General features: G+C 45.0%; 15 protein-coding genes. 4 read left to right on the top strand and 11 right to left on the bottom strand.

Features of this window, described 5'->3' with window-relative positions; translation table 11 throughout:
• Positions 1 to 258: 258 nt before the first annotated feature.
• The gene (locus V8Z93_RS05565) at positions 259 to 2,577 is read right to left on the bottom strand and encodes a glycoside hydrolase family 3 N-terminal domain-containing protein (protein WP_439432632.1); all 2,319 of its coding nucleotides are present in this window, start codon (positions 2,575 to 2,577) and stop codon (positions 259 to 261) included.
• A 516-nt stretch (positions 2,578 to 3,093) separates the two neighbouring features.
• On the opposite strand from V8Z93_RS05565, the gene V8Z93_RS05560 reads away from it, so the two are divergent.
• The gene (locus tag V8Z93_RS05560; RefSeq protein ID WP_439432631.1) at positions 3,094 to 4,380 is read left to right on the top strand and encodes a M18 family aminopeptidase; all 1,287 of its coding nucleotides are present in this window, start codon (positions 3,094 to 3,096) and stop codon (positions 4,378 to 4,380) included.
• Between the two features lie 149 nt (positions 4,381 to 4,529).
• Here the strand turns inward: V8Z93_RS05560 and V8Z93_RS05555 are convergent, their stop codons facing one another.
• A complete protein-coding gene (locus V8Z93_RS05555) occupies positions 4,530 to 5,840 on the bottom strand; it encodes an ATP-binding protein (RefSeq protein WP_203050024.1) in 1,311 nt (436 codons plus the stop codon).
• 304 nt (positions 5,841 to 6,144) lie between these two features.
• Between V8Z93_RS05555 and V8Z93_RS05550 the strand changes: the two genes are divergently transcribed.
• Positions 6,145 to 7,719 (top strand): AAA family ATPase, encoded by a 1,575-nt coding sequence (locus V8Z93_RS05550; RefSeq protein ID WP_439432630.1) that lies wholly within the window; start codon positions 6,145 to 6,147, stop codon positions 7,717 to 7,719.
• Positions 7,720 to 7,771: 52 nt separating this feature from the next.
• Here V8Z93_RS05550 and V8Z93_RS05545 read toward each other — a convergent pair whose 3' ends face one another.
• From V8Z93_RS05545 to V8Z93_RS05505, 9 genes are all read right to left on the bottom strand, one after another.
• Entirely contained in the window at positions 7,772 to 8,020 is a 249-nt protein-coding gene (locus tag V8Z93_RS05545; protein ID WP_118254233.1) for a DUF2442 domain-containing protein, read from the bottom strand.
• Positions 8,021 to 8,378: 358 nt separating this feature from the next.
• Positions 8,379 to 8,546: a hypothetical protein gene (locus V8Z93_RS05540; RefSeq protein WP_439432629.1), complete on the bottom strand. Its 168-nt coding sequence runs from the start codon at positions 8,544 to 8,546 to the stop codon at positions 8,379 to 8,381.
• A gap of 24 nt (positions 8,547 to 8,570) precedes the next feature.
• Entirely contained in the window at positions 8,571 to 11,576 is a 3,006-nt protein-coding gene (locus V8Z93_RS05535) for a BspA family leucine-rich repeat surface protein (RefSeq protein ID WP_439432628.1), read from the bottom strand.
• Positions 11,577 to 11,654: 78 nt separating this feature from the next.
• Positions 11,655 to 11,822 carry a hypothetical protein gene (locus V8Z93_RS05530; RefSeq protein WP_439432627.1) on the bottom strand — a complete coding sequence of 56 codons (168 nt, stop codon included), beginning with the start codon at positions 11,820 to 11,822 and terminating at the stop codon, positions 11,655 to 11,657.
• Between the two features lie 24 nt (positions 11,823 to 11,846).
• A complete protein-coding gene (locus V8Z93_RS05525) occupies positions 11,847 to 14,333 on the bottom strand; it encodes a BspA family leucine-rich repeat surface protein (protein ID WP_439432626.1) in 2,487 nt (828 codons plus the stop codon).
• Between the two features lie 340 nt (positions 14,334 to 14,673).
• On the bottom strand, positions 14,674 to 14,841 hold the full coding sequence (locus tag V8Z93_RS05520) for a hypothetical protein (protein WP_439432625.1): 168 nt from the start codon (positions 14,839 to 14,841) through the stop codon (positions 14,674 to 14,676).
• Between the two features lie 24 nt (positions 14,842 to 14,865).
• Positions 14,866 to 17,418, bottom strand: coding sequence for a BspA family leucine-rich repeat surface protein (locus V8Z93_RS05515; protein ID WP_439432624.1), 2,553 nt, complete (start codon positions 17,416 to 17,418; stop codon positions 14,866 to 14,868).
• A gap of 39 nt (positions 17,419 to 17,457) precedes the next feature.
• Positions 17,458 to 17,718 carry a hypothetical protein gene (locus tag V8Z93_RS05510; RefSeq protein ID WP_118063671.1) on the bottom strand — a complete coding sequence of 87 codons (261 nt, stop codon included), beginning with the start codon at positions 17,716 to 17,718 and terminating at the stop codon, positions 17,458 to 17,460.
• 116 nt (positions 17,719 to 17,834) lie between these two features.
• Positions 17,835 to 18,983: a helix-turn-helix domain-containing protein gene (locus tag V8Z93_RS05505; protein WP_439432623.1), complete on the bottom strand. Its 1,149-nt coding sequence runs from the start codon at positions 18,981 to 18,983 to the stop codon at positions 17,835 to 17,837.
• A gap of 389 nt (positions 18,984 to 19,372) precedes the next feature.
• Between V8Z93_RS05505 and V8Z93_RS05500 the strand changes: the two genes are divergently transcribed.
• Both V8Z93_RS05500 and pnuC read left to right on the top strand, forming a co-directional pair.
• The gene (locus tag V8Z93_RS05500) at positions 19,373 to 21,733 is read left to right on the top strand and encodes a TonB-dependent receptor (protein WP_439432622.1); all 2,361 of its coding nucleotides are present in this window, start codon (positions 19,373 to 19,375) and stop codon (positions 21,731 to 21,733) included.
• Between the two features lie 12 nt (positions 21,734 to 21,745).
• Complete coding sequence (gene pnuC / locus V8Z93_RS05495) at positions 21,746 to 22,339, top strand: nicotinamide riboside transporter PnuC (protein WP_439432621.1); 594 nt, start codon at positions 21,746 to 21,748, stop codon at positions 22,337 to 22,339.
• Positions 22,340 to 22,459 lie beyond the last annotated feature (120 nt).

Raw genomic sequence — 22,459 nt, 5'->3', positions numbered from 1 at the left:
ACATTACTGAAGTTTCGCAAGTAGTTCAAGTACGGGCTGAAGGCCCAAAAGCTCCTAGCCCAGGGCATCGCCCTGGGTATAATGGCAATCAGCAAGGCGCCCTGTAAGGGCAAAAGCTTTGTATATTGCTAGGTATTTGAAAGCTTTTGCCCTTACAGGGCGACAGTTTTGCGTCCATAAACACCCAGGGCGATGCCCTGGGCTAGGAGCTTCTGCCCTTTCAGGGCGTGTGGGGCTTACTTGCGAAACTTGAATACATTATCGGTTGGCAGTAGGCCACTGATAAGTATCAGTGCAATGGATATCGGCACTCTGGTCAGCAATCATCAACTTGAAGTCGCCTTCCTCCAATCTCCATTTGCCATCCCAACCAACGAAGGCCAAATCGTCTGCCTTTAATTCAAATGTCATGGTCTTGGTCTCACCAGGCTGAAGTTCCACCTTGTCGAAGGCACGGAGACGACGGCCATCAGGCACCATACTAGCGATGAGATCGCTGCTGAACAGGAGGACACTCTCCTTGCCTGCCACCTTTCCCGTATTCTTCACATCCACGCTCACCTTGATGATGTCGCCGTGGCGGAAATCAGACTGAGAAACCTTCAGGTTGCTATATTTGTAAGAGGTGTAGCTCAAACCATATCCGAAGCCCCACTGCTGAGTAATCTTCGCATTGTAGTCGTAAGCACCTTCCATCGTACCCACCTCCTCACTCTTCTTGAAGTCATAGTTGGCGAGCGAATTGATTTCCTTTGGATAAGTGTAAGGCATCTTGCCACTGAAATTTGACTTGCCCGATACCAAGTTTGCCAAGGCATCGCCACCCATGTTGCCAGGGATAAGGATGTCGATGATGCCCTGTGCCAATGGTTCGATGTCGGCGATGAGACGAGGACGACCTTCATTCAATACCAGAACGACAGGCTTACCGGTCTTGGCGAGTTCCTTCACCAGATTGCGCTGGTTCTCTGAGAGCCAAAGGTCGGTCAGGTTGCCCGGAGTCTCTGTGTAAGAGTTCTCGCCAATGCAAGCCACGATGATGTCAGCATCCTTTGCTGCATCAACTGCGCCCTGAATCTGAGGTTCGTTCTCCTCCCAGTATTTTCCCTTCTCATTATAGGTAACACCCTGGTTCAAGATGACATTCTCCTTGCCATACTCATTGCAGAATGCCTCATAGATGGTATTGTACTTGCCGGCAAACTCATCGGCACGATGACCCTGCCAGGTATAGCTCCATCCACCGTCCAGGCAGCGCATCTGATTGGCATTAGGACCCGTGAGGAGAATCTTCTTGCCATGCTGCAAAGGAAGGATATTACCCTCGTTCTTCAGGAGCACCATACTCTCGGTAGCTCCCTCCAAGGCGAGCTTGGCAAACTCCTCGCCACCAAACTTAGGATAATTCTTCAGTTTCTGGGTTGGGTTCTTGAAGAGGTCGAGACGGTACTTCATGCGAAGCACACGGCGACAGGCATCGTCGATGCGACTCATCGGAATCTTACCTTCCTTCACCAATTCTATAAGGTAGCCACAAGCATCGCAAGAATAAGGTTCCATAATCATGTCGATACCGGCATTAATGGCGATGCGGAGCGCATCCTTCTTGTCCTTTGCTACCATCTCACGAGTATAGAGATTGTTGATGTCTGCCCAGTCGGTGATGAGCACACCATCCCATCCAGTCTCTTCCTTCAGCCATCCTGTCAGGATGTCCTTGTTGGCATGCATCGGCATACCATTGACGGAAGCGGAATTCACCATCACGGTCAAGGCTCCAGCCTGCAGACCCGCCAGGAAAGGAGCGAAGTGCTTCTCTCGCAAGTCGGCTGGAGAGATATAGGCTGGCGTACGGTCTTTACCGGTCCAAGGCACACCATAGCCCATGAAGTGCTTCATTGAAGTGGCAATGTGATACTGGTCGATGTTGTTTGGATCCTCGCCCTGGAAACCATAGACCATCGCCTTGCCCATCTCAGAACTGAGGTAGCAATCCTCGCCAAAGTTCTCCCAGATGCGAGGCCAACGGGCATCACGACCGAGATCAACGGTAGGACTGTAAGTCCAAGGCACGCTCACCGCACGAGTCTCATAAGCGGTAGCCTCAGCCGAACGGCGAGCTATCTCACGATTGAAGGAGGCAGCCACATTGATGTTCTGCGGGAAGAGGGTTCCGCCCTGTGTATAAGTAGAACCATGGTTCTGGTCGAGACCGAAGACACAAGGAATGCCGATGCGCTTCATCGAGATCTTCTGGATTTGTGCGATGTACTTCTCCCACTGCTTGGCTGTAGGAGCGCAGGTATTTGGAGCGTTGAGGATAGAGCCAATCTTATAGCGGGAAAGGATAGAATCGGTCTTGTGCTCGTCGATATAGAACACACCGTTCTTGTCGTTGGCACCAAAAAGGTCAGTCACCAATTCCATCATCTGACCTATCTTTTCCTCCAAGGTGAGTTTCTTCAGGGTTTGTTCTACCTGAGCCTCTATCTTAGGGTCGCTCTTGATAACTGGAACATTGGCACTGGCTGTATAAGCCAATGCCAACATTGAAATAGATAATAATATTTTCTTCATAAATTCAAAGGTTTGACGTTTTATGATATAAACGGAAATCTTTCTAATATATTATTCAATAGTTACTTTTTTTACGGTGTAACCGTCACCCACGAGGAAGAGGCCATTCTGCTCAGTCAAGATTAATGATGATTGCTCCTCATCATAATAGTTCTCATACCTAAAGATAAAAGTATTCATCTCTAGATAAAAGTTTCGTTCAACGACGTTGAACCGACATTCAGCGACGTTGAACGCACATTCAGCGTCGTTGAACACACATTCAACGTCGCTGAACGAAACTTTCTATTAGGCAAAAGCACATTTTTCCCTAATAGCAACGAAGACTTTTCCTAAGATTAACACAAAAATAATACTGGAAGGAGTGAGTCCAGCATCAGTACATTTTGCTTTCTTACCCTAAAATAACTAAAAAATAAGGAGATGCAAGCCGTATTCCGAAAAAAAGTATTATTTTTGCAAAAAAGAAACGAATAAAAGTGCAAGACACTTACATGGAATAAAAATTAAAAAGATATGATTAAAAGACTATTATCCTTTCTTGACGCTTCGCCAGTGAATTTCCTGGCTGTCAAGAACATGGCGGATGAACTGGAGAAGAATGGTTTCCGCCACATCAATCCGCAGGAGCCACTGGGCAAAGTAGAGGCTGGTGATAAGTTCTTTGTCACCAAGAACGACTCTTCTATCTATGCCTTCCAAATCGGAAAGAAGACGCTTGCCGATGCAGGCTTCCACATGATTTGTGCTCACTGCGACTCCCCTACCTTCCGCATCAAGCCTAATGCCGAGATGCTCTGCGAGGGCGGTATCGTAAAACTGAATACTGAAGTTTATGGTGGTCCTATCATGTCCACCTGGTTCGACCGTCCGCTGACCCTGGCGGGTAGAGTCATCGTGAAGGGCGAGGATGCGATGAATCCCCAGACACTTCTTCTTCATGTAAAGCGCCCATTGTTGCAGATCAGCAATCTTGCTATCCACTTCAACCGTCAGGTGAACGATGGCGTGAAGTTGAGCAAGCAGAAGGATGTACTCCCTATCCTCGGCATCATCAACGATGAACTGGAAAAGGGCAATCTGCTGATGAACGTGATTACCAGCGAACTGAATATCCAGAAAGAAGATATCCTCGACTTCGATCTCTATCTGGCTGATGCCACTCCAGCCTGCACCTTCGGCGTACACAATGAGTTTATCTCTTCTGGCAGACTCGACGATTTATCGATGTGCTGGGCTGGCATAGAGGCGATGATTGCATCAGATGCCAATGATACCACCCAGGTTCTCGCCATCTTCGATAATGAAGAGACGGGGTCTCAGACCAAACAGGGAGCCGGAAGTCCATTCCTTTCATATATGCTCCAGCGCATCGCCCTGGCACAGAGCCATACAGAAGAGGCTTACTATCAGGCTGTGGAACGTGCCTTCATGATTTCTGCCGACAACGCTCATGCCTGGCATCCTAACTATAGCGAAAAGTTTGACCCTACGAATCATCCGATGCTGGGTGGTGGTCCGGTCATCAAGTTCAATGCAGCACAGAAGTATGCGAGCGATGCTGTATCAGCAGCCATCTTCGCCAACATCTGCGATGCAGCCGGTGTACCATGCCAGCGTTTCGTAAACCACAGCGATGTAGCAGGTGGCAGCACCTTGGGCAATATCCTCGCCTCTTCCATCCCATTGAAGGGTGTGGATATGGGCAATGCCATCCTCGCTATGCACAGTTGCCGCGAAACCGGTAGCGTCATCGACCACGAATACTGCGTGAAGGCTTTCACCAAGTTCTATCAGTTGTAATATAAGCAATCCCGATTTATCTCTTCACTCTTCACCTTCTCGCCCGTAACCTCTCTGTTTATCGGGGTTTCGGGAGGTGAAGAGTTTTCTTTATCTCTTCACCCACTCTTCACCCCTCTTCACCCATTTATCTTTTTTCTCATTAAAAATTATTTAAAAATCAGTTTCTCCGTTCTATCAGCCAGGAAAAGAGGGATGTTGATAAAGGAATCATCCCTCTTGAGATTAAGCATCGAATATCTGATGCGCAAACCAGGTGAGTACCTTTTGTTATACTCTATCAAACTACGCCCCATGACACTGGTACCCGACTTCACTTCCACCGGAATAACTTCCAAACCACGCTGAACAATAAATTCCACTTCTGCTTTATTACCCGAAGCCCAATAATGGGAACAATTAACGCCATTAGCCACTAGACTCTGAAGAATATAATTCTCTGCCAAAGCGCCCTTATATTCTTTAAATATAGGATTATCAACCAGATAAGCCTCAGGACTCAAATCAGCAAGCACTCTCAATAATCCCACATCAAGACTATAAATCTTGAAGATGCTCAAATCTTCATACGATTTCAAAGGAACTTGCGGAGTAGAGCACAAGCTTACCTTATATATCAATCCCGCATTTTTAAGCCATGTAAGAGCATCCTCATATTCCCTCGCTCTTGCACCAGGACGAACCAGCTGATAAACAAACTTTCTATTTTCCTTAGCCAACTGTGACGGCAAAGACTTCCAAACATGCGAAATCCTATTAGCCAGTAAAGGCGTAGCATGCTTCACAAAGTCCAAGGAATAATCTTGCAAGATATTACGTAGAGTTGTTTCCACGCCACTCAGATCCTTTTCTATCATCTTCATTGCCGCAGCTGGCATTCCACCAGATATACGATAGGCAGTAAATGCCTGAGAAAGTCTATCAAAAAAAACGTCAGGAAGAGGTTCCAAGCTATCTATTGACATATAATATTGGTAAAGCCTTTCATCTCGCTGCTCCAAAAACTCAGAAAAAGTGACAGGATACATATTTATATGGTCAACCTTACCCACAGGAAACGAAAAGCCTTGATGCCCAAAAGCCAACCCCAAAAGAGAACCAGCACAAGCCACAACATATTCCGGCGTCTTTTCGCAGAAATATTTCATTGCGCTAATGGCTTCCGGACAGTCTTGTATCTCATCAAGAATAAGCAAAGTCTTCTGAGGCAAAATAGGTTCTGAAGTAAGATATGACAATTGCTCGATGATTTGCAGCGGGTTCTTGGTCTTGCGAAAGATATCGCAGACTCCCTCTTCTTCATCGAGACTAAAATATGCGCAATGCTCAAAATATTCTTCTCCGAACTTCTGAAGTACAGAAGTCTTTCCTACTTGTCGAGCGCCCAGCATAATCAATGGCTTACGGTCTTTTTTAGCTCTCCATTGTTTTAATTCTTGAATAATTATTCTATTAAACATTTTTTAGCACCTCCATCGTTAAAGTGCGGAAAATGTGTAAGTTTACACATTTCTGATACTTCTTTTGTGAAATTCTCCACATTTTCCACACTTGAGTTTTATTTTTCATCGCAAAGATACTAAAAAAACGACAAGCAAACAAGCATTTACTACATTTTTAACCAACTTTATCACATCATTTATTTCAAGAGGAGCATAAGACCATCCGTAAGATTCTTTCTAGCTCATTAAAAAAAAGAGGAAAAGCATGGCGGTTTGGAAAAATAATCGTAAATTTGCAATTGGAAAACAAAGATTAGGAATTATGATAGAGACAAACGATAGAATATTGCCGGTAGGCATCCAGTCTTTTGAGAAAATCAGAAAGGGTGGATACCTTTACGTTGACAAGACAGATATCATCTGGCAACTTGCCAACAGAAACAAAACATATAATTACCTGAGCCGCCCACGCCGCTTTGGTAAATCGGTGCTGGTAGATACGCTAGAAGCCTACTTCATGGGCAAGAAGGAACTCTTCGAGGGGTTGAAGATCATGCAGATGGAAACGGAATGGGTGAAGCGACCTGTCATTAGACTGGATATGAGCCGTGCAGGCGCAGAGCCGGAAACATTGCGCTCTTATCTCAATAATATATTCAGACAATACGAAGGAGAATATTCATTGGCTCCTGACCCTACAGATAGTCTTGCTGACCGCTTTGATGCAATAATCGTGGGGGCATATAAGCAAACCGGACAGCAGGTTGCCATCCTCATCGATGAATACGACTCTCCATTGCAGCATTCCTGGAAGACTCCTTATCACGAAGCATGCACCGCTATCTATAGGGAGGTGTTTGCCATTCTCAAAGCAGACGACAAATACGAGAAGTTTGTCTTCATTACCGGCATCACCAAGTTTACGCAGATTTCTCTCTTCTCTGTGCTCAACAATCTGAGCAACATCAGCTTCGAGCCGGAATACGCTGCCATCTGCGGTATCACGAAGGAAGAAGTTTTACGTGATTTCAAGCCGGAAATCAACAAGTTGGCAGAATACGAAGACTGGACATTCGATGAAGCTGTAGCACAACTGACCGCCTACTATGACGGCTATCATTTCAGTCGCCGTAACATGGTGGATGTCTTCAATCCGTTCAGCCTCATCAATGCATTGGCAGATTCTGATTTGAAAAACTACTGGGCTTCATCGGGCGCAACCTCGCTGTTACCTAAGTTTGTGGATGACATGGAACTGAAATTGGGTAATTTTGATCCTTGCACCATTCTCCGTCAAACTATCGAGACTTCGGATGTAACGGGCGGAGGAGCAGAACTGTTTCTCTACCAGTCGGGTTATCTTACGATAAAGGATTACCAGATGGGAGTTTATATTCTGGGATTCCCTAATTCTGAGGTAAGACAAGCACTTTACGAAACGGTGTTACCGGCACTTATGCTGCGAGGCAATGGTGACATCCAATCTACTCAGTCTGGTTTATTTCTTGCCCTTCAGCTTGACAATCTCCCCGAAGCCATGAAATGCCTGAAGGCACTTATTGCGGATGTACCTTACAGCAACAAGAAGCTTGCCAGCATGGATATGGAAGAGCGCTACCGCCTGATTCTGAGCACCATCTTCAATGCCATCGGCTGCCGGGTGGAAGTAGAGAAGATGATTGCTACGGGCAGGATTGATATGGTGGTAGAAACTACCAACTTTATCTATGTGCTTGAATTGAAGCTGAGCAACAATGGCGGTGTGGATGCTGCCACGGAGCAGATAAAAGCCAAGCAGTATGCCGAGCCTTTCCAGGCTGATAAGCGGAAAGTAATCGCCCTTGCCATAGAGTTGGATGATAAGGGAAAAGGATTGGTAGATTGGAAGGAAGTATAAGGAAGAAAGCGGAAAAAGCCCCCGAAGCGTAATAGCTCCGGGGGCTTTCTGTTCAGCAGCAAACGCCAGCATATAACTTATCTATAGGGAATATCAAATCCCAATTTTTTCCCCAAACGATATTTCCAAACTCTATCTTGAACTTTTTGAATTTGTTTTCATTCAAGTAAGAGTTATATTGCGGATGTGGGTGATTTCTAATAAAAGCCCCAACATCTATCGTCTTAACAGTGTCATCATTAAAGTGTAATTCAACTTTTAATGGTGCCACATATCTTGCAGAAACAATACTTAAGTTCATAGTTTCTTCGTTATTTTAGTTGAACGTATTCTTTTCTTACTCAAGTTTCGCAAGTAAGCCCCACACGCCCTGAAAGGGCAGAAGCTTCTAGCCCAGGGCATCGCCCTGGGTGTTTATGGACGCAAAACTGTCGCCCTGTAAGGGCAAAAGCTTTCAAATACCTAGCAATATACAAAGCTTTTGCCCTTACAGGGCGCCTTGCTGATTACTTTTATACCCAGGGCGTTGCCCTGGGCTAGGAGCTTCTGCCCTTTCAGGGCGTGTAGAGCCTACTTACAAAACTTAAATTATTTAATAATTATATAAATACAGGCAGCAAAGGTGCTGCCTGTCGGGGAATACGATAGAGAATCAGGGGCTAGTCTGCCCAAATTCCCTTATTTGTTGAATTATCCCAGAAATCCTTCACATTTTCATCGCTGTAATCCTCATCTGACGCCCTCTGGATAACAGAGCCGGCGAGGATGGCTGTGGTTTCCATTTCCATGACGCTAACCACTGGCTTGATATATCTTTTCTTTTTCATATCTGTTTTTATTACTATTTTTTATTACTTAATGATAACCTTCATGGTCTTGCCGCCACGCTTCACGATGTTCACACCCTTCTGCAAATTCTGGAGGCGACGGCCCTGGAGGTCGTAGTATTCAGCCTTGCTATCTGCTGTAGTCTCCAACTGCTCGATGGCTGTGGTACTGCCGCCGACGCTGATGCTGAACATTCTGGCACCTGCGGCAGGAGCAGATGAGTTACCTACCATGTAAGCACGGAAAGGCTTGCTGCCCACAAATTCTGTTGATGTACCCAACAGCTTGGCTGGGTTCATCAACTTGTCGCCCTTCACGATGTAGCAGTTGTTATCAGTATCCTTGCTGAACATCTTTTGGGTATAGAGTCCCTGGAGCTGATAGTTGCCATTAGCTGTTTCTGCCGTCTTTACTTCATTTGCAATCTCCTTGTTGGCTACAGTGAAGTTGAGCTTTGTTGCTCCATCCTTCATCTTGATGATAACAGGAGTACCAGCAGCGATACTTGTCTTTATCTCTTCGAGTTCTACGGATTCTGTAACATCATCAGCCGAAAGGAGTTTGAAGGCACGGAAGTTCTGATTTGCGAGCGATACCTCGAATGGCAGGCAGAGCGTAGCCCAGGTGGTGCCAGCATTCATTGTGCGGTTGTAAGATGCAGCCTTGGCTGCGAATGGCTCGTAAGCCACGAAGTCCTTGTCATCGTCAAGAACGAGATTATCCGTAGCAAGAGTTTTTCCCGCTGCTCCTATCTTCTCATCGCCATTCTTGCCTACCAGCTTGGTAAAGTAGCCAGTCGTGTAATTGGCGTAGGTGTAATCGGTCTTGCTCGCGTCATATTCAGTTATTGCCCCTTTAAGTTTTTCGCAACCAAAGAACAAGCTATAATTTTTATTGTTTATTACAAACTTATCGCTAACGTAGATGGTTGTAAGATTTCGGCAGTTAGAGAACATATTGCTCATATCCGTCACATTAGCGGTATTGAAATTAGTAACATCAAGCGAGGTGAGTGAAGAGCAACTATAGAACATATTGCGCATACTCGTCACATTCTCGGTATTGAAATGTGTAACATCAAGCGAGATGAGACCTGAGCAGCCATAGAACATATTGCTCATATCCTTCACATTCTCGGTATTGAAATGTGTAACATCAAGCGAGATGAGACCTGAGCAGATATAGAACATATCGCTCATATCCTTCACATTCTCGGTATTAAGATTCTCTATGCCTGCTATTTGCGTCAGATTTCTGAAACTCTTGAACCACGCATAACAATTCGTAGGTCTTGCATTGGCAAACGAGGCTTCGAATACAACTTTGGAAATTTTACGGTTGTAAGTGTTCCATGCTGGCAGATACTTGTCACTATTGAGTTCATACTCATTTTCGCCCAAAGTCTTCTTGTAGCCCCAACGGAAAGTCAGCGTGCCGTCAGCATATTTCACCCAAGGGCGGTTATCATAAGCCTTGTCACGAAAGTATCCGCCATCTGTCTTGGCATAGGTCTTATCGACTGCTTTATCTGACCAATCGATGTCACCGGAGAGAGATTCACAATATGCAAACATTTGGTAGCTGTTTGTCACAGCATCAGTGACAAACTTGTCTGATACGTAAATTTCCTTCAAATTATGGCAGCGACAGAACATATACCCCATATCCGTCACTTTAGCGGTATTGAAATTAGTAACATCAAGCGAGGTGAGTTTATCGCAATTACAAAACATATCGCGCATACTCGTTACATTCGCAGTATTGAAATTAGTAACATCAAGCGAGGTGAGACCTCTGCAAGCATAAAACATACTGGTCATATCCTTCACGTTCGCTGTATTGAAATGTGTAACATCAAGCGAGGTGAGACTTGTGCGACCAAACATAGCGAGCATATTCGTTACATTAGCGGTATTGAAATTAGTAACGTCAAGCGAGGAGAGACCTTTGCAACACTCAAACATATACTCCATATTCTTCACGTTCGCTGTATTGAAATGTGTAACATCGAGTTCTGCGAGTTTATTGCAAGAACTAAACATATAAGCCATACTCGTTACATTCTCGGTATTAAGATTCTCTATGCCTTCTATTTGATTCAGAAAAGTGAAATTTTTGAACCACGCATAACAAGTCGTAGGTCTTGCATTGGCAAACGAGGCCTCGAACACAACTCGGGTAATCTTATTTTTGTGAGTGTTCCATGCTGGCAGCTCCTCGTCACTATTGAGTTCATACTCATTTTCGCCCAAAATCTTCTTGTATCCACAACGGAAAGTCAGCGTACCGTCAGCATATTTCACCCAAGGGCGGTTATCATAAGCCTTGTCACGGAAGTATCCGCCATCTATCTTGGCATAGGTCTTATCGACTGCTTTATCTGACCAATCGATGTCACCGGAGAGAGAGCCACAATATGAAAACATGTTTTTGCTTTCTGTCACAGCAGCAGTAGTGAATTTGTCTGACGCATAGATAGTCTTCAAGTTGGAACAGTTACTGAACATTTTGTTCATATTCGTTACTTTCGCAGTATTGAAGTTAGAGAGGTCGAGCGAGGTGAGCTTTTGGCAATGATCGAACAGGAAACTCATATTCGTCACATTCGCTGTATTCAAATATTCCAGACCTGTAATTGTTTCCAACTCAGAGAGGGCTGCAAAGAAACTGCTTAAAGTTGTTGGAGTGAATGTTTTGAAACTCTCATTGATAACAATGTGCTTGATATCCCGTAGAGAAGAACCGAACATTTCGAACACCGACGTACCATCTTCCACCCATTCACTTTCACTATCGCTTGGAAGGCTTTCACCCTCATATTTCTCGAAAGTCAAGGTTTCGGTGTCGGAATCAAACGTTGCTATATACTTAGAACTGGAAGCTTCCTTCTGCGCCACCATGCGAGCAGGCAGAAACAACAACATGAGCAATATCATTGGGAAGAACAGGGCGAATCTTCGGAGCATGGCTCTTCCCATCAAAGAATGGCCGCGGTGCGACCCATTGGATTGATTGATAAAATGATTCATAAAAACTATTTTTATTTAATAATTATATTAATACAGGCAGCAAAGGTGCTGCCTGGGGGTACGATAGAGAATCAGGGGCTAGTCTGCCCAAATTCCCTTATTTGTTGAATTATCCCAGAAATCCTTCACTTTTTCGTCGCTGTAATCCTCATCTGACGCTTTCTGGATAACAGAGCCGGCGAGGATGGCTGTGGTTTCCATTTCCATGACGCTAACCACTGGCTTGATATATCTTTTCTTTTCCATATCTATTTTTATTACTATTTTTTATTACTTAATGATAACCTTCATGGTCTTGCCGCCACGCTTTACGATGTTCACACCCTTCTGCAAATTCTGGAGGCGACGGCCCTGGAGATCGTAGTATTCAGCCTTGCTATCTGCTGTAGTCTCCAACTGCTCGATGGCTGTAGTGCTACCACCGACGCTGATGCTCAACATTCTGGCACCAGCTGCAGGAGCAGAAGCAGAAGAGTTATCTACCATGTAAGCACGGAAAGGCTTGCTGCCCACAGACTCTGTTGTTGTTTTATCCAACAGTTTGGCTGGGTTCATCAGCTTGGCGCCCTTCACGATGTAGCAGTTGTTATCAGTATCCTTGCTGAACATCTTTTGGGTATAGAGTCCCTGAAGCTGATAATTGCCATTAGCGGTTTCTGCAGTCTGAACATCTTTTGCAATCTCCTTGTTGGCTACAGTAAAGTCGAGCTTTGTTGCTCCATCCTTCATCTTGATGATAACAGGAGTACCAGCAGCGATGCTTCCCTCAATCTCTTCGAGTTCTACGGTCTCAGTACCCTCATCAGCCGAAAGAAGCTTGAAGGCACGGAAGTTCTGATTTGCGAGAGATACCTCGAATGGCAAGCAGAGCGTAGCCCAGGTGGTGCCAGCATTCATTGTGCGGTTGTAAGATGCAGCCTTGGCTGCGAATGGCTCGTAAGCCACGAAATCCTTATCGTCGTCAAGTACGAGATTATCCGTAGCAAGAGTTTCTCCCGTTGCTCCTATCTTCTCATCGCCATTCTTGCCTACCAGCTTGGTGAAGTAGCCAGTCTTGTAATTGGCGAATTTGTAGTTGGTCTTGCTCGCGTCAAAATCTATAGCCCCTTTTAGTTTTGTGCAACCAGAGAACAAGCTATAACTTTTATTGGTTATATTGGTTATTACAAACTCATCGCTAACGTAGATGGTTGTAAGAGATTTGCAGCCAGAGAACATAACGTACATATTCGTCACATTCGCAGTATTGAAATGAGTGAGGTCGAGTTCTGTGAGATTTGAGCAGCCAGAGAACATACCGTTCATAATCGTCACTTTCGCGGTATTGAAATGAGTAACATCGAGTTCAGCGAGATTTGAGCAGTCATAGAACATATAGGACATATCTGTCACTTCCGCGGTATTGAAATGAGTAACGTCGAGTTTTACGAGATTTGAGCAGCCATTGAACATTTCGTACATATTCGTCACATTCGCAGTATTGAAATGAGTAACGTCGAGTTCTGCGAGATTTGAGCAGCCAGAGAACATACTGTCCATAGTCGTCACTTTCGCGGTATTGAAATGAGTAACGTCGAGTTCTGCGAGATTTGAGCAGCCTTTGAACATATAGGACATAATCGTCACTTTCGCGGTATTGAAATGAGTAACGTCGAGTACTGCGAGATTTGAGCAGCCTTTAAACATATGGGACATAATCGTCACTTTCGCGGTATTGAAATGAGTAACGTCGAGTACTGCGAGATTTGAACAGCCTTTGAACATATAGGACATATTCGTCACATTCGCAGTATTAAGATTCTCTATGCCTTCTATTTGATTCAGAAAAGTGAAATTTTTGAACCACGCATAACAAGTCGTAGGTCTTGCATTGGCAAACGAGGCTTCGAATACAACTTTGGAAATTTTACTGTTGTGAGTGTTCCATTTTGGCAGTTTCTCGCCACTATTGAGTTCATACTCATTTTCGCCCAAAATCTTCTTGTATCCACAACGGAAAGTCAGCGTGCCGTCAGCATATTTCACATAAGGGCGGTTATCATAAGCCTTGTCACGGAAGTATCCGCCGCCTGTCTTGGCATAGGTCTTATCGGTTGCTTTATCTGATGTCCAATCGATGTCACCGGAGAGAGAGCCACAATATGAAAACATGTTTTTGCTTTCTGTCACAGCAGCAGTAGTGAATTTGTCTGACGCATAGATAGTCTTCAAGTTGGAACAGTTACTGAACATTCTGTTCATATTCGTTACTTTCGCAGTATTGAAGTTAGAGAGGTCGAGCGAGGTGAGCTTTTGGCAATGATCAAACAGTGAACTCATATCCGTCACATTCGCTGTATTCAAATATTCCAGACCTGTAATTGTTTCCAACTCAGAGAGGGCTGCAAAGAAACTGCTTAAAGTTGTTGGAGTGAATGTTTTGAAACTCTCATTGATAACAATGTGCTTGATATCCCGTAGATAAGAAGAACCGAACATTTCGAACACCGACTTACCATCTTCCACCCATTCACTTTCACTTTCACTTGGAAGGCTTTCACCCTCATATTTCTCGAAAGTCAAGGTTGCGCTTTCGGGATCATACATTGCTATATACTTAGAACTGGAAGCTGCCTTCTGCGCCACCATGCGGGCAGGCAGAAACAACAACATGAGCAATATCATTGGGAAGAACAGGGCGAATCTTCGGAGCATGGCTCTTCCCATCAAAGAATGGCCGCGGTACGACCCATTGGATTGATTGGTAAAATGATTCATAAAAACTATTTTTATTTAACTAAACTTTCGCATGTGACTTCCCCACACGCCCTGAAAGGGCAGAAGCTCCTAGCCCAGGGCAACGCCCTGGGTAATTACGGACGCAAACCTGTCGCCCTGTAAGGGCAAAAGCTTTCAAGTACCAAGCAATATACAAAGCTTTTGCCCTTTCAGGGCGCCTTGCTGATTACTTTTATACCCAGGGCGTTGCCCTGGGCTAGGAGCTTCTGCCCTTTCAGGGCGTGTGGAGCCTACTTACGAAACTTAAATTATTTAATAATTATATTAATACAGGCAGCAAAGGTGCTGCCTGTCGGGGAATACGATAGAGAATCAGGGGCTAGTCGGCCCAAATTCCCTTATTTGTTGGATTATCCCAGAAATCCTGCACCTTTTCGTCGCTGTAATCCTCATCTGACGCCTTCTGGATAACAGAGCCGGCGAGGATGGCAGTGGTTTCCATTTCCATGACGCTAACCACTGGCTTGATATATCTTTTCTTTTTCATATCTGTTTTTATTACTATTTTTTATTACTTGATGATAACCTTCATGGTCTTGCCACCACGCTTCACGATGTTCACACCCTTCTGCAAATTCTGTAGGCGACGGCCCTGGAGGTCGTAGTATTCAGCCTTGCTATCTGCTGTAGACTCCAACTGCTCGATGGCTGTGGTGCTGCCGCCGACGCTGATGCTGAACATTCTGGCACCTGCTGCAGGAGCAGATGAGTTATCTGCCATGTAAGCACGGAAAGGCTTGCTGCCCACAGACTCTGTTGCTGTACCCAACAGCTTGGCTGGGTTCATCAGCTTGTCGCCCTTCACGATGTAGCAGTTGTTATCAGTATCCTTGCTGAACATCTTCTGTGTATAGAGACCCTGGAGCTGATAGTTGCCATTAGATGTTTCTGCAGTCTTTACTTCATTTGCAATCTCCTTGTCGGCTACAGTGAAGTTGAGCTTTGTTGCTCCATCCTTCATCTTGATGATAACAGGAGTACCAGCCTCGATCCTTCCCTCAATCTCTTCGAGTTCTACGGTTCCTGTAACATCATCAGCTGAAAGGAGATTGAAGGCACGGAAGTTCTTGTCGGCGAGAGATACCTCGAATGGCAAGCAGAGCGTAGCCCAAGTAGAGCCTTCCTTCATTGTGCGGTTGTAAGATGCAGCCTTGGCTGTGAATGGCTCGTAAGCCACGAAGTCCTTGTTGTCGTCAAGAACGAGATTATCCGTAGCAAGAGGTTCTCTCGCTGCTCCTATCTTCTCATCGCCATTCTTGCCTACCAGCTTGGTGAAGTAGCCAGTCTTGTAGTTGGCGTTATCAATTCCCGTTTGTGGATTATTCTTATCTAAAGCATTGGCTCCCTTGAGTTTGTTGCATCCCTGGAACATCGTGCCATCACCAGTATCGCCTGTTCCTACAGCAAACTTATCGCTCACGAAAATGGTAGTAAGTTCTTTACACGTATTAAACATGTCGCCCATAGTACAAGTTTTTTCCCTAGTATCAAAACCAGACAAGTCAAGTGTCTTTAGGGAATGGCATCTTTTGAACATCCTAGTCATACTTTTTACATTTCTAGTATCCCAACCCGACAAATTAACAGACAAAAGGTTAATACAAGATTGGAACATCGAAGCCATAACAGACACTTTTGATGTATTAAGATGAGAGAGATCAAGTGACGTCAGCCCAATACAACTATCAAACATGCCTCTCATATCCGTCACTTCCGACGTATTGAAATTTGAAATATCCAGCGATTTCAAACTATCACAGTTGTAAAACATATAACTCATATCCTTTACTTTTCGAGTGTCGAAGCCAGAAAAGTCTGTTGTTTGGAGATGATAACAATTATAGAACATATTATGCATATCAGTAACCTGCGATGTATTCAAATATTCGATACCCTCTATGTTCGTGAGGTTTTCGCAGCCTTGGAACCATGCATAACAGTTGGTTGGTCGCGCATTTGCAAAGGCGGGATCAAACACTACCTTGGTAACCTTGGTAACGTTAGGGTTTTTCCACACCCAGTCAGGTTTCGCTCCCAAACCATAGATTCCATACTCATTTTCTCCCAAAGTCTCCTTGGATGCGAGAAAGAAGGTCAGCGTGCCATCAGCATATTTTACCCTAGGGATTGCACGACTAAAATATCCACCTTCTATCTTGGCATAGGTCTTGTCGGTAGCCTTGTAGTTTGTACATACTTCTTCGCCTTTGAGTTTTTCACAATTCTTGAACATACCGCTACTATTAGATACCTGGGTTGTTACAAACTTACTGCTGGCGTAGATGGTGGTGAGAGATGAGCAGTCAAAAAACATGCATCCCATATTCGTCACATTCGCGGTATTGAAGTTTGTGAGGTAGAGCGAGGTGAGTTTTGAACAGCCAAGGAACATATAACTCATATTCGTCACATTCGCGGTATTGAAGTTTGTGACATCTAGCGAGGTGAGAGATAAGCAGTCAAAAAACATGTTTCCCATATTCGTCACATTCGCGGTATTGAAGTTTGTGACATCGAGTGAAAGGAGAGCAGAACAGCCAGTGAACATATAACTCATATTCGTCACATTCACGGTATTGAACTTAGTGACATCGAGAGAGGTGAGAGATGAGCAGCTGCGGAACATGCAGCTCATATCCGTCACCTTCTCAGTATTCAGGTATTCCAGGCCTGTAATTGTTTCCAGTTTTTTGAGATTCGCAAAGAAATAGTACAACGATGTAGGAGTGTATGTGCTAAAGCTCTTATCGAAAACAATGTGCACGATTGTACCATTCCCTAATTTCGTATTCATATTCTCCACCGTCATCTTATCTTTCACAACAACACTATTGCTAGGAAGGGTTTCTCCCGCATATTCCTTGAAAGTCAAGGTTTGGGTGGAGGATTCATACGTTGCTATATACTTAGAACTGGAAGCTGACGTCTGCGCAACCATGCCGGCTGGCAGAAGCAACAACATGAGCAACATCAATGGGAACAGGGCAAATCTACAGAACTTTGCCCCCCCATTGTACATACGGCCGGCTTGCGACCCATTGGATTGATTGGTAAATCTTTTCATAAATTAATACTATTTTTGTTATTATTTTTTATCAATAAATTACTGAATACTGATTGCCATCAGACTGACTACCAGACACACGAACGTGATAAACACTACGCCGAGAATGAGGCAGATATAGAAACGCCCTCTCCTGATGAAATCACCCAAGCTGAAATGATACATCGGGTAATCATCAAGATAGGTCCTATATTCCCTCACCATGACATTAATCATGGTGCCAACATAAATGAGGAGAAACAAAGCTACTATCAGGATAGCCTGTTCTTCTTTGGCAAATGAATCTATTATACTTTTCATGGTGCAAAGATAGTGTTTTTCTTTGAAACAAGGTGTCCAGTTGCCCCCACTAGGTGTCCAGTTGCTACAAAATAGGTGTCCATTTGGTGGGCAAATGGACACCTTTTATACATTCTTTAACAGTTCTTCTCTCTCCAAGCCGTAGGAGAACAGCCTTCTTTCTCTTTGAACATACGGTAGAGATTGGAGCGGGAAGAGAAGCCGCACTCGGCAGAAATCATATCATTGCTATAGTTGGGGTTCTCCAAAATCATCTTTTTGGCAGCCTCAAAACGTACCTCGGCAAGCCAGAAACGGAAGGTGGTATTGAGACCCGAGAAGTATTTGGATAGCTCCGGCTTAGGGATATCCAACGTGCGTGACAGGGTAACCATATTCAATATGGTATCCCTGTATCCTCCATTGGCACACCAGGTTTCCAGTTTCTCGCGGATGATTTTCTGCCGTCTTTCAGCATACTGCAATTGTAAAGTTTCTTTGTTATCAGCAACTTCTTCTTCCTGCGGTTCTAAAACGGCATCGTCTCCCACGCTTTCCATGGCAGCATCCTCTTCTTCCTCCTTATCCAGAAGTTCTTCGGAAGGTACGTAATTATAGCCCAAAGCCATAAAACTGAGCGTGAAGAAAAAGACGGCAAGCAGTCCCAGAGGTCCGATTACATATAGAGATTTGGTGGAAAGAACTGCAAAAGGCAGGGCTACTGCAGGGAAAAAAACGATGAATACACTGGCTCGCGCATATCTCACGTAAGGCAGGATATCGTAACCAGCCATCACCTCAAGCATCCTTCTGCGCTTTCTGATTTCCACTATTATCATATAGATGCAATAGGCTACGTTGATGCCGAACAGGACTATCATCACATAAATCCAGCTGCCGATATGGAAGTTTCCGCTCTGGATAAAGCCGATGCAGAAGGCAGCCAATATGGCGGCATAAATGCTGGCGCAGACGATGTTCATCTTCCGGCGGTTGGCATGCGTTGCCTCGATATTGTAAATGCCAATAGAGATGAGCGAGAAGCAAGGGGGATAGGCCAGCATGTTGAATACGGCTCCCACTGCAGCGTCTTGAGCCCGGAAGCCCAGAAGCATCTGCATGAGAAATTGTATGGCCAGTCCTACCATGGCTCCGATAATCAGCCATCGTGACACTTCATATCGCCGATTCATCCACTTCATGTGCAGGCGGGTAATACCCAGGATGAGGATATTGATGAACATAAATAGGAAACAGGCGAACTGCAATAAATATAATGTATCCATTTCTTTCTTATTTTTGTATTTGGCATCTGCCAAGATTACTGTTTAATCGTCTTAATACGCATGCAAAAGTACAAATTTTATTTTTAAACGGAGGGGAGAAATGGGGAAAAAGTGAATAAAAGGACGAAAAAAATGGTTTTATTTAAATGTATCCTCGCTTGAGGAATGATAAAAGGACACAAATATAGTAAAAATCTACATAAATTTTGCGGGATTAAAATTTATTTGTAACTTTGCACCCGGTTAGCAGAGAGCTAACTAAGGGGTGCTACCGCCGGAAATGAGAAAAAAGCGGATGCTGAGAATATACCCATCGACCTGAACCAGGTAATGCTGGCGTAGGAAAATAAGGCAAATTCCCCCTTATATGATGTTTTTAATTTAAATAAATGAAAAGATTCAACGGGATCGCACTCAGTGTAGCGTTTTGCTCTTTGGCAAGCCAGGCTGCACTGGCACAGACAAAAATCGACACCTTGAAGGTGCAGAATTTGAACGAAGTGATTGTAAAAGGCGTACGTGCCACAAAGGAAGCTCCATACGCCGTGGCTAACATCAGGAAATCAGAACTCAAACAATTCTCTTGCTCAGGTCAGGAATTGCCATTTCTCCTTTCTCGTACACCGGGCATCCTCGCCTGGAGTGAGAACGGTATCGGCACCGGTACTACCTATATGCGCATTCGTGGCGCTGCCGGAAGCCGCATCAATGTAACACTCGACGGAGTGGCCCTCAACTCACCGGAAGACCAGACCGTTTTCTGGGCTAACATGAACAGTTATTCTTCGCTCCTGGGCAGCATCCAGGTACAGCGCGGCGTAGGCTCTTCTACCAATGGCGACGGTGCCTTCGGCGGAAGCATCTCTATGGCTACAGCTGCTCCTTCGCTCACCCCTACTGCAGAAGTTACCGGTTCTTTCGGTTCTTACAATACCTATCATACAGGCGCCAGCTTCTCTACAGGTCTGCTCGGCAAGCATCTGATTTTTGACGGTGCTTATCACGAGACAGCTACCGACGGTTATGTAGACGGCACAGCAGGCCGCTCAGGTTCTTACTATGGCGGACTGACCTGGCTGGGCGATAACTTCAAGATAAGCTACAAGAACATCGGCAACTTCGAGAAGACCGGTCAGGCTTGGAACGGTGTGCTGGGCGGAGATTACAACTCTAACTTCAGCCTCCTTCAGGATGGCATCCGCACTTATAAAGATATGTATAAGGCTGGTCTGGATAAGTTTAACGTGCTGACAGGCGATATGGTTCGCAACGACAAGGGCGATTATACCATCACTCCTTATACCCTGCGCGACGGAAGCAAATGGGACAAGACTACTGATAACTTCTATCAGAACCACAACATCCTTTCGGCTACCTGGACACCAAGCAGCCACTGGAGCCACAGCCTCTCACTGCATTATACCTATGGCTACGGCTACTACAAGGAGTTCAAGAACAACGCCAAGTTTGCCAAGTTCGGACTCGTTTACAAGGATGCAGAGGGTAATTTCATTAAGAAGTCTGACTTCATCCGCAAGAAGGGACTCACCCAGCATACCTACGGCATGGTATACAATACCAACTACAAGGATGAGCACTGGGATGTTATCGGCGGATTGAACCTGCAGCAGTTCCGCGGCAACCACTGGGGATACCTTACTTATATCGCCAACCAGGATGCCGAGAAGAAGTTCTTAGGCAGCAACGGCCAGTATAAGTACTATGATTCTGATGCCCACAAGTATGACTACAGCGCCTTCGTCAAGGCAAGCTATCGCTTTGCAGACTACTGGAATGCCTTCGCTGACCTGCAGTATCGCCGTGTAGAATACAAGACCGACGGTATCAACGATAAATTTATCGCCCAGGCAGACGGCAGCTACAAGAACCAGGAGCTGAACATCAACGAGAAGTACAACTTCTTCAACCCTAAGGCAGGTATCAGCTTCAACAAGGATGGCCACAAGGCATACGCATCTGTAGCCTACAGCAACCGCGAGCCAGAGCGCAACAACTTTACCGACAACTTCAACTATCCATTCCCTAAAGAGGAGAAGCTGCTCGATGTAGAGTTCGGCTATCAGTATCAGGGCGACAACTGGCATGCAGGCGCCAACTTCTACTATATGGATTATGACAACCAGCTGGCTCAGACCGGACAGCTGAGTGACATCGGCGAGGCACTGACCACCAACATCAAGGATTCTTACCGTATGGGCGTAGAGCTGACAGCCGGCTGGGCACCATTGTCATGGTTGTCTGTAGAAGGAAATGCCGCTTTGAGCAAGAACAAGATCAAGGACTTTGATGAGTTTGTAAGCAACTGGGAAGACGATAAGAAGCCAGGCGTAGTACATTACGACAACTCAACCCTGTCTTATTCTCCATCAGCCATCCTGAACGGATTCATCGACATCCACTATGCCGGTTTCTCAGCTACCTGGCACACCAACTTTGTAAGTCGCCAATATATTACCAACACAGAAGACCGCGACTTCTCACTGCCATGCTATTCACAGAGCGACCTGAGCCTGAACTACAGCACTAAGGTAACCAAGGTACTCGGCATCAAGGAGGTAAGCTTCGGTGTGGACATCAACAATATCTTCAACCGCCACTATGCAGCCAGCGCATTCACCTGGGGGAATGCTATCGGTTACGGATATACATTGGACAACAGATTCAAGCAGATAGCCTACATCCCGATGGCAGATACCACCTGGATGACGCATCTTACATTGAAGTTCTAATCAGAAATCATCATGATGGATTATATTGCATCACATGGTTTAGACATCTTTACCACGGTACTCGGACTGGTTTATATCCTGTTGGAGTACCGTGCCAGTATCTGGCTCTGGCTGGTAGGCATCATCATGCCTGCCCTGGACGTATGGCTCTATTGGAGCCATGGTCTTTATGGCGATGCAGGTATGGCGGTCTACTATACGATAGCCGGTATATATGGTTATGCCGTATGGAAATATGGCAAGAAGCACAACCAGAAGGAGAAAGAAGAACTTCCGATTACCTATATGAAGAAGTCGCTCTATCTCCCTACACTTCTGTTCTTCCTGGCAGCCTGGGGCATCACCTATTATATACTGATAACTTTCACCAACTCTACGGTTCCTATGCAAGACAGCTTCACCAATGCCCTGAGCTTTGTGGGTCTCTGGGCGCTGGCACGCAAATATATCGAGCAGTGGTTCTTCTGGATTATCGTAGATGCCGTTTGCTTCTATCTCTATATCGTCAAAGGCATCCCTTTCAAGGCTGGACTTTACGGTCTCTACGTCATCATCGCCGTAGCCGGATACTTTAAATGGAAGAAGATGATGATGAAAAAGAGTTGATAGTTTACAGTTAACAGTTTATAGACGGAAAAAGGAAGCCAAGGCAAATACAAACTTGCCAGACTTCCTTTTATTTCATTTATATAAACGAGAACCACTATACCAAGGTTCCGTGCTTAT

The organism is Segatella copri (assembly GCF_051861805.1).
Lineage (GTDB): Bacteria > Bacteroidota > Bacteroidia > Bacteroidales > Bacteroidaceae > Prevotella > Prevotella copri_M.
The sequence above is the reverse complement of the archived record's forward strand: the minus strand, read 5'-3'. Positions and strand labels throughout refer to the sequence as shown.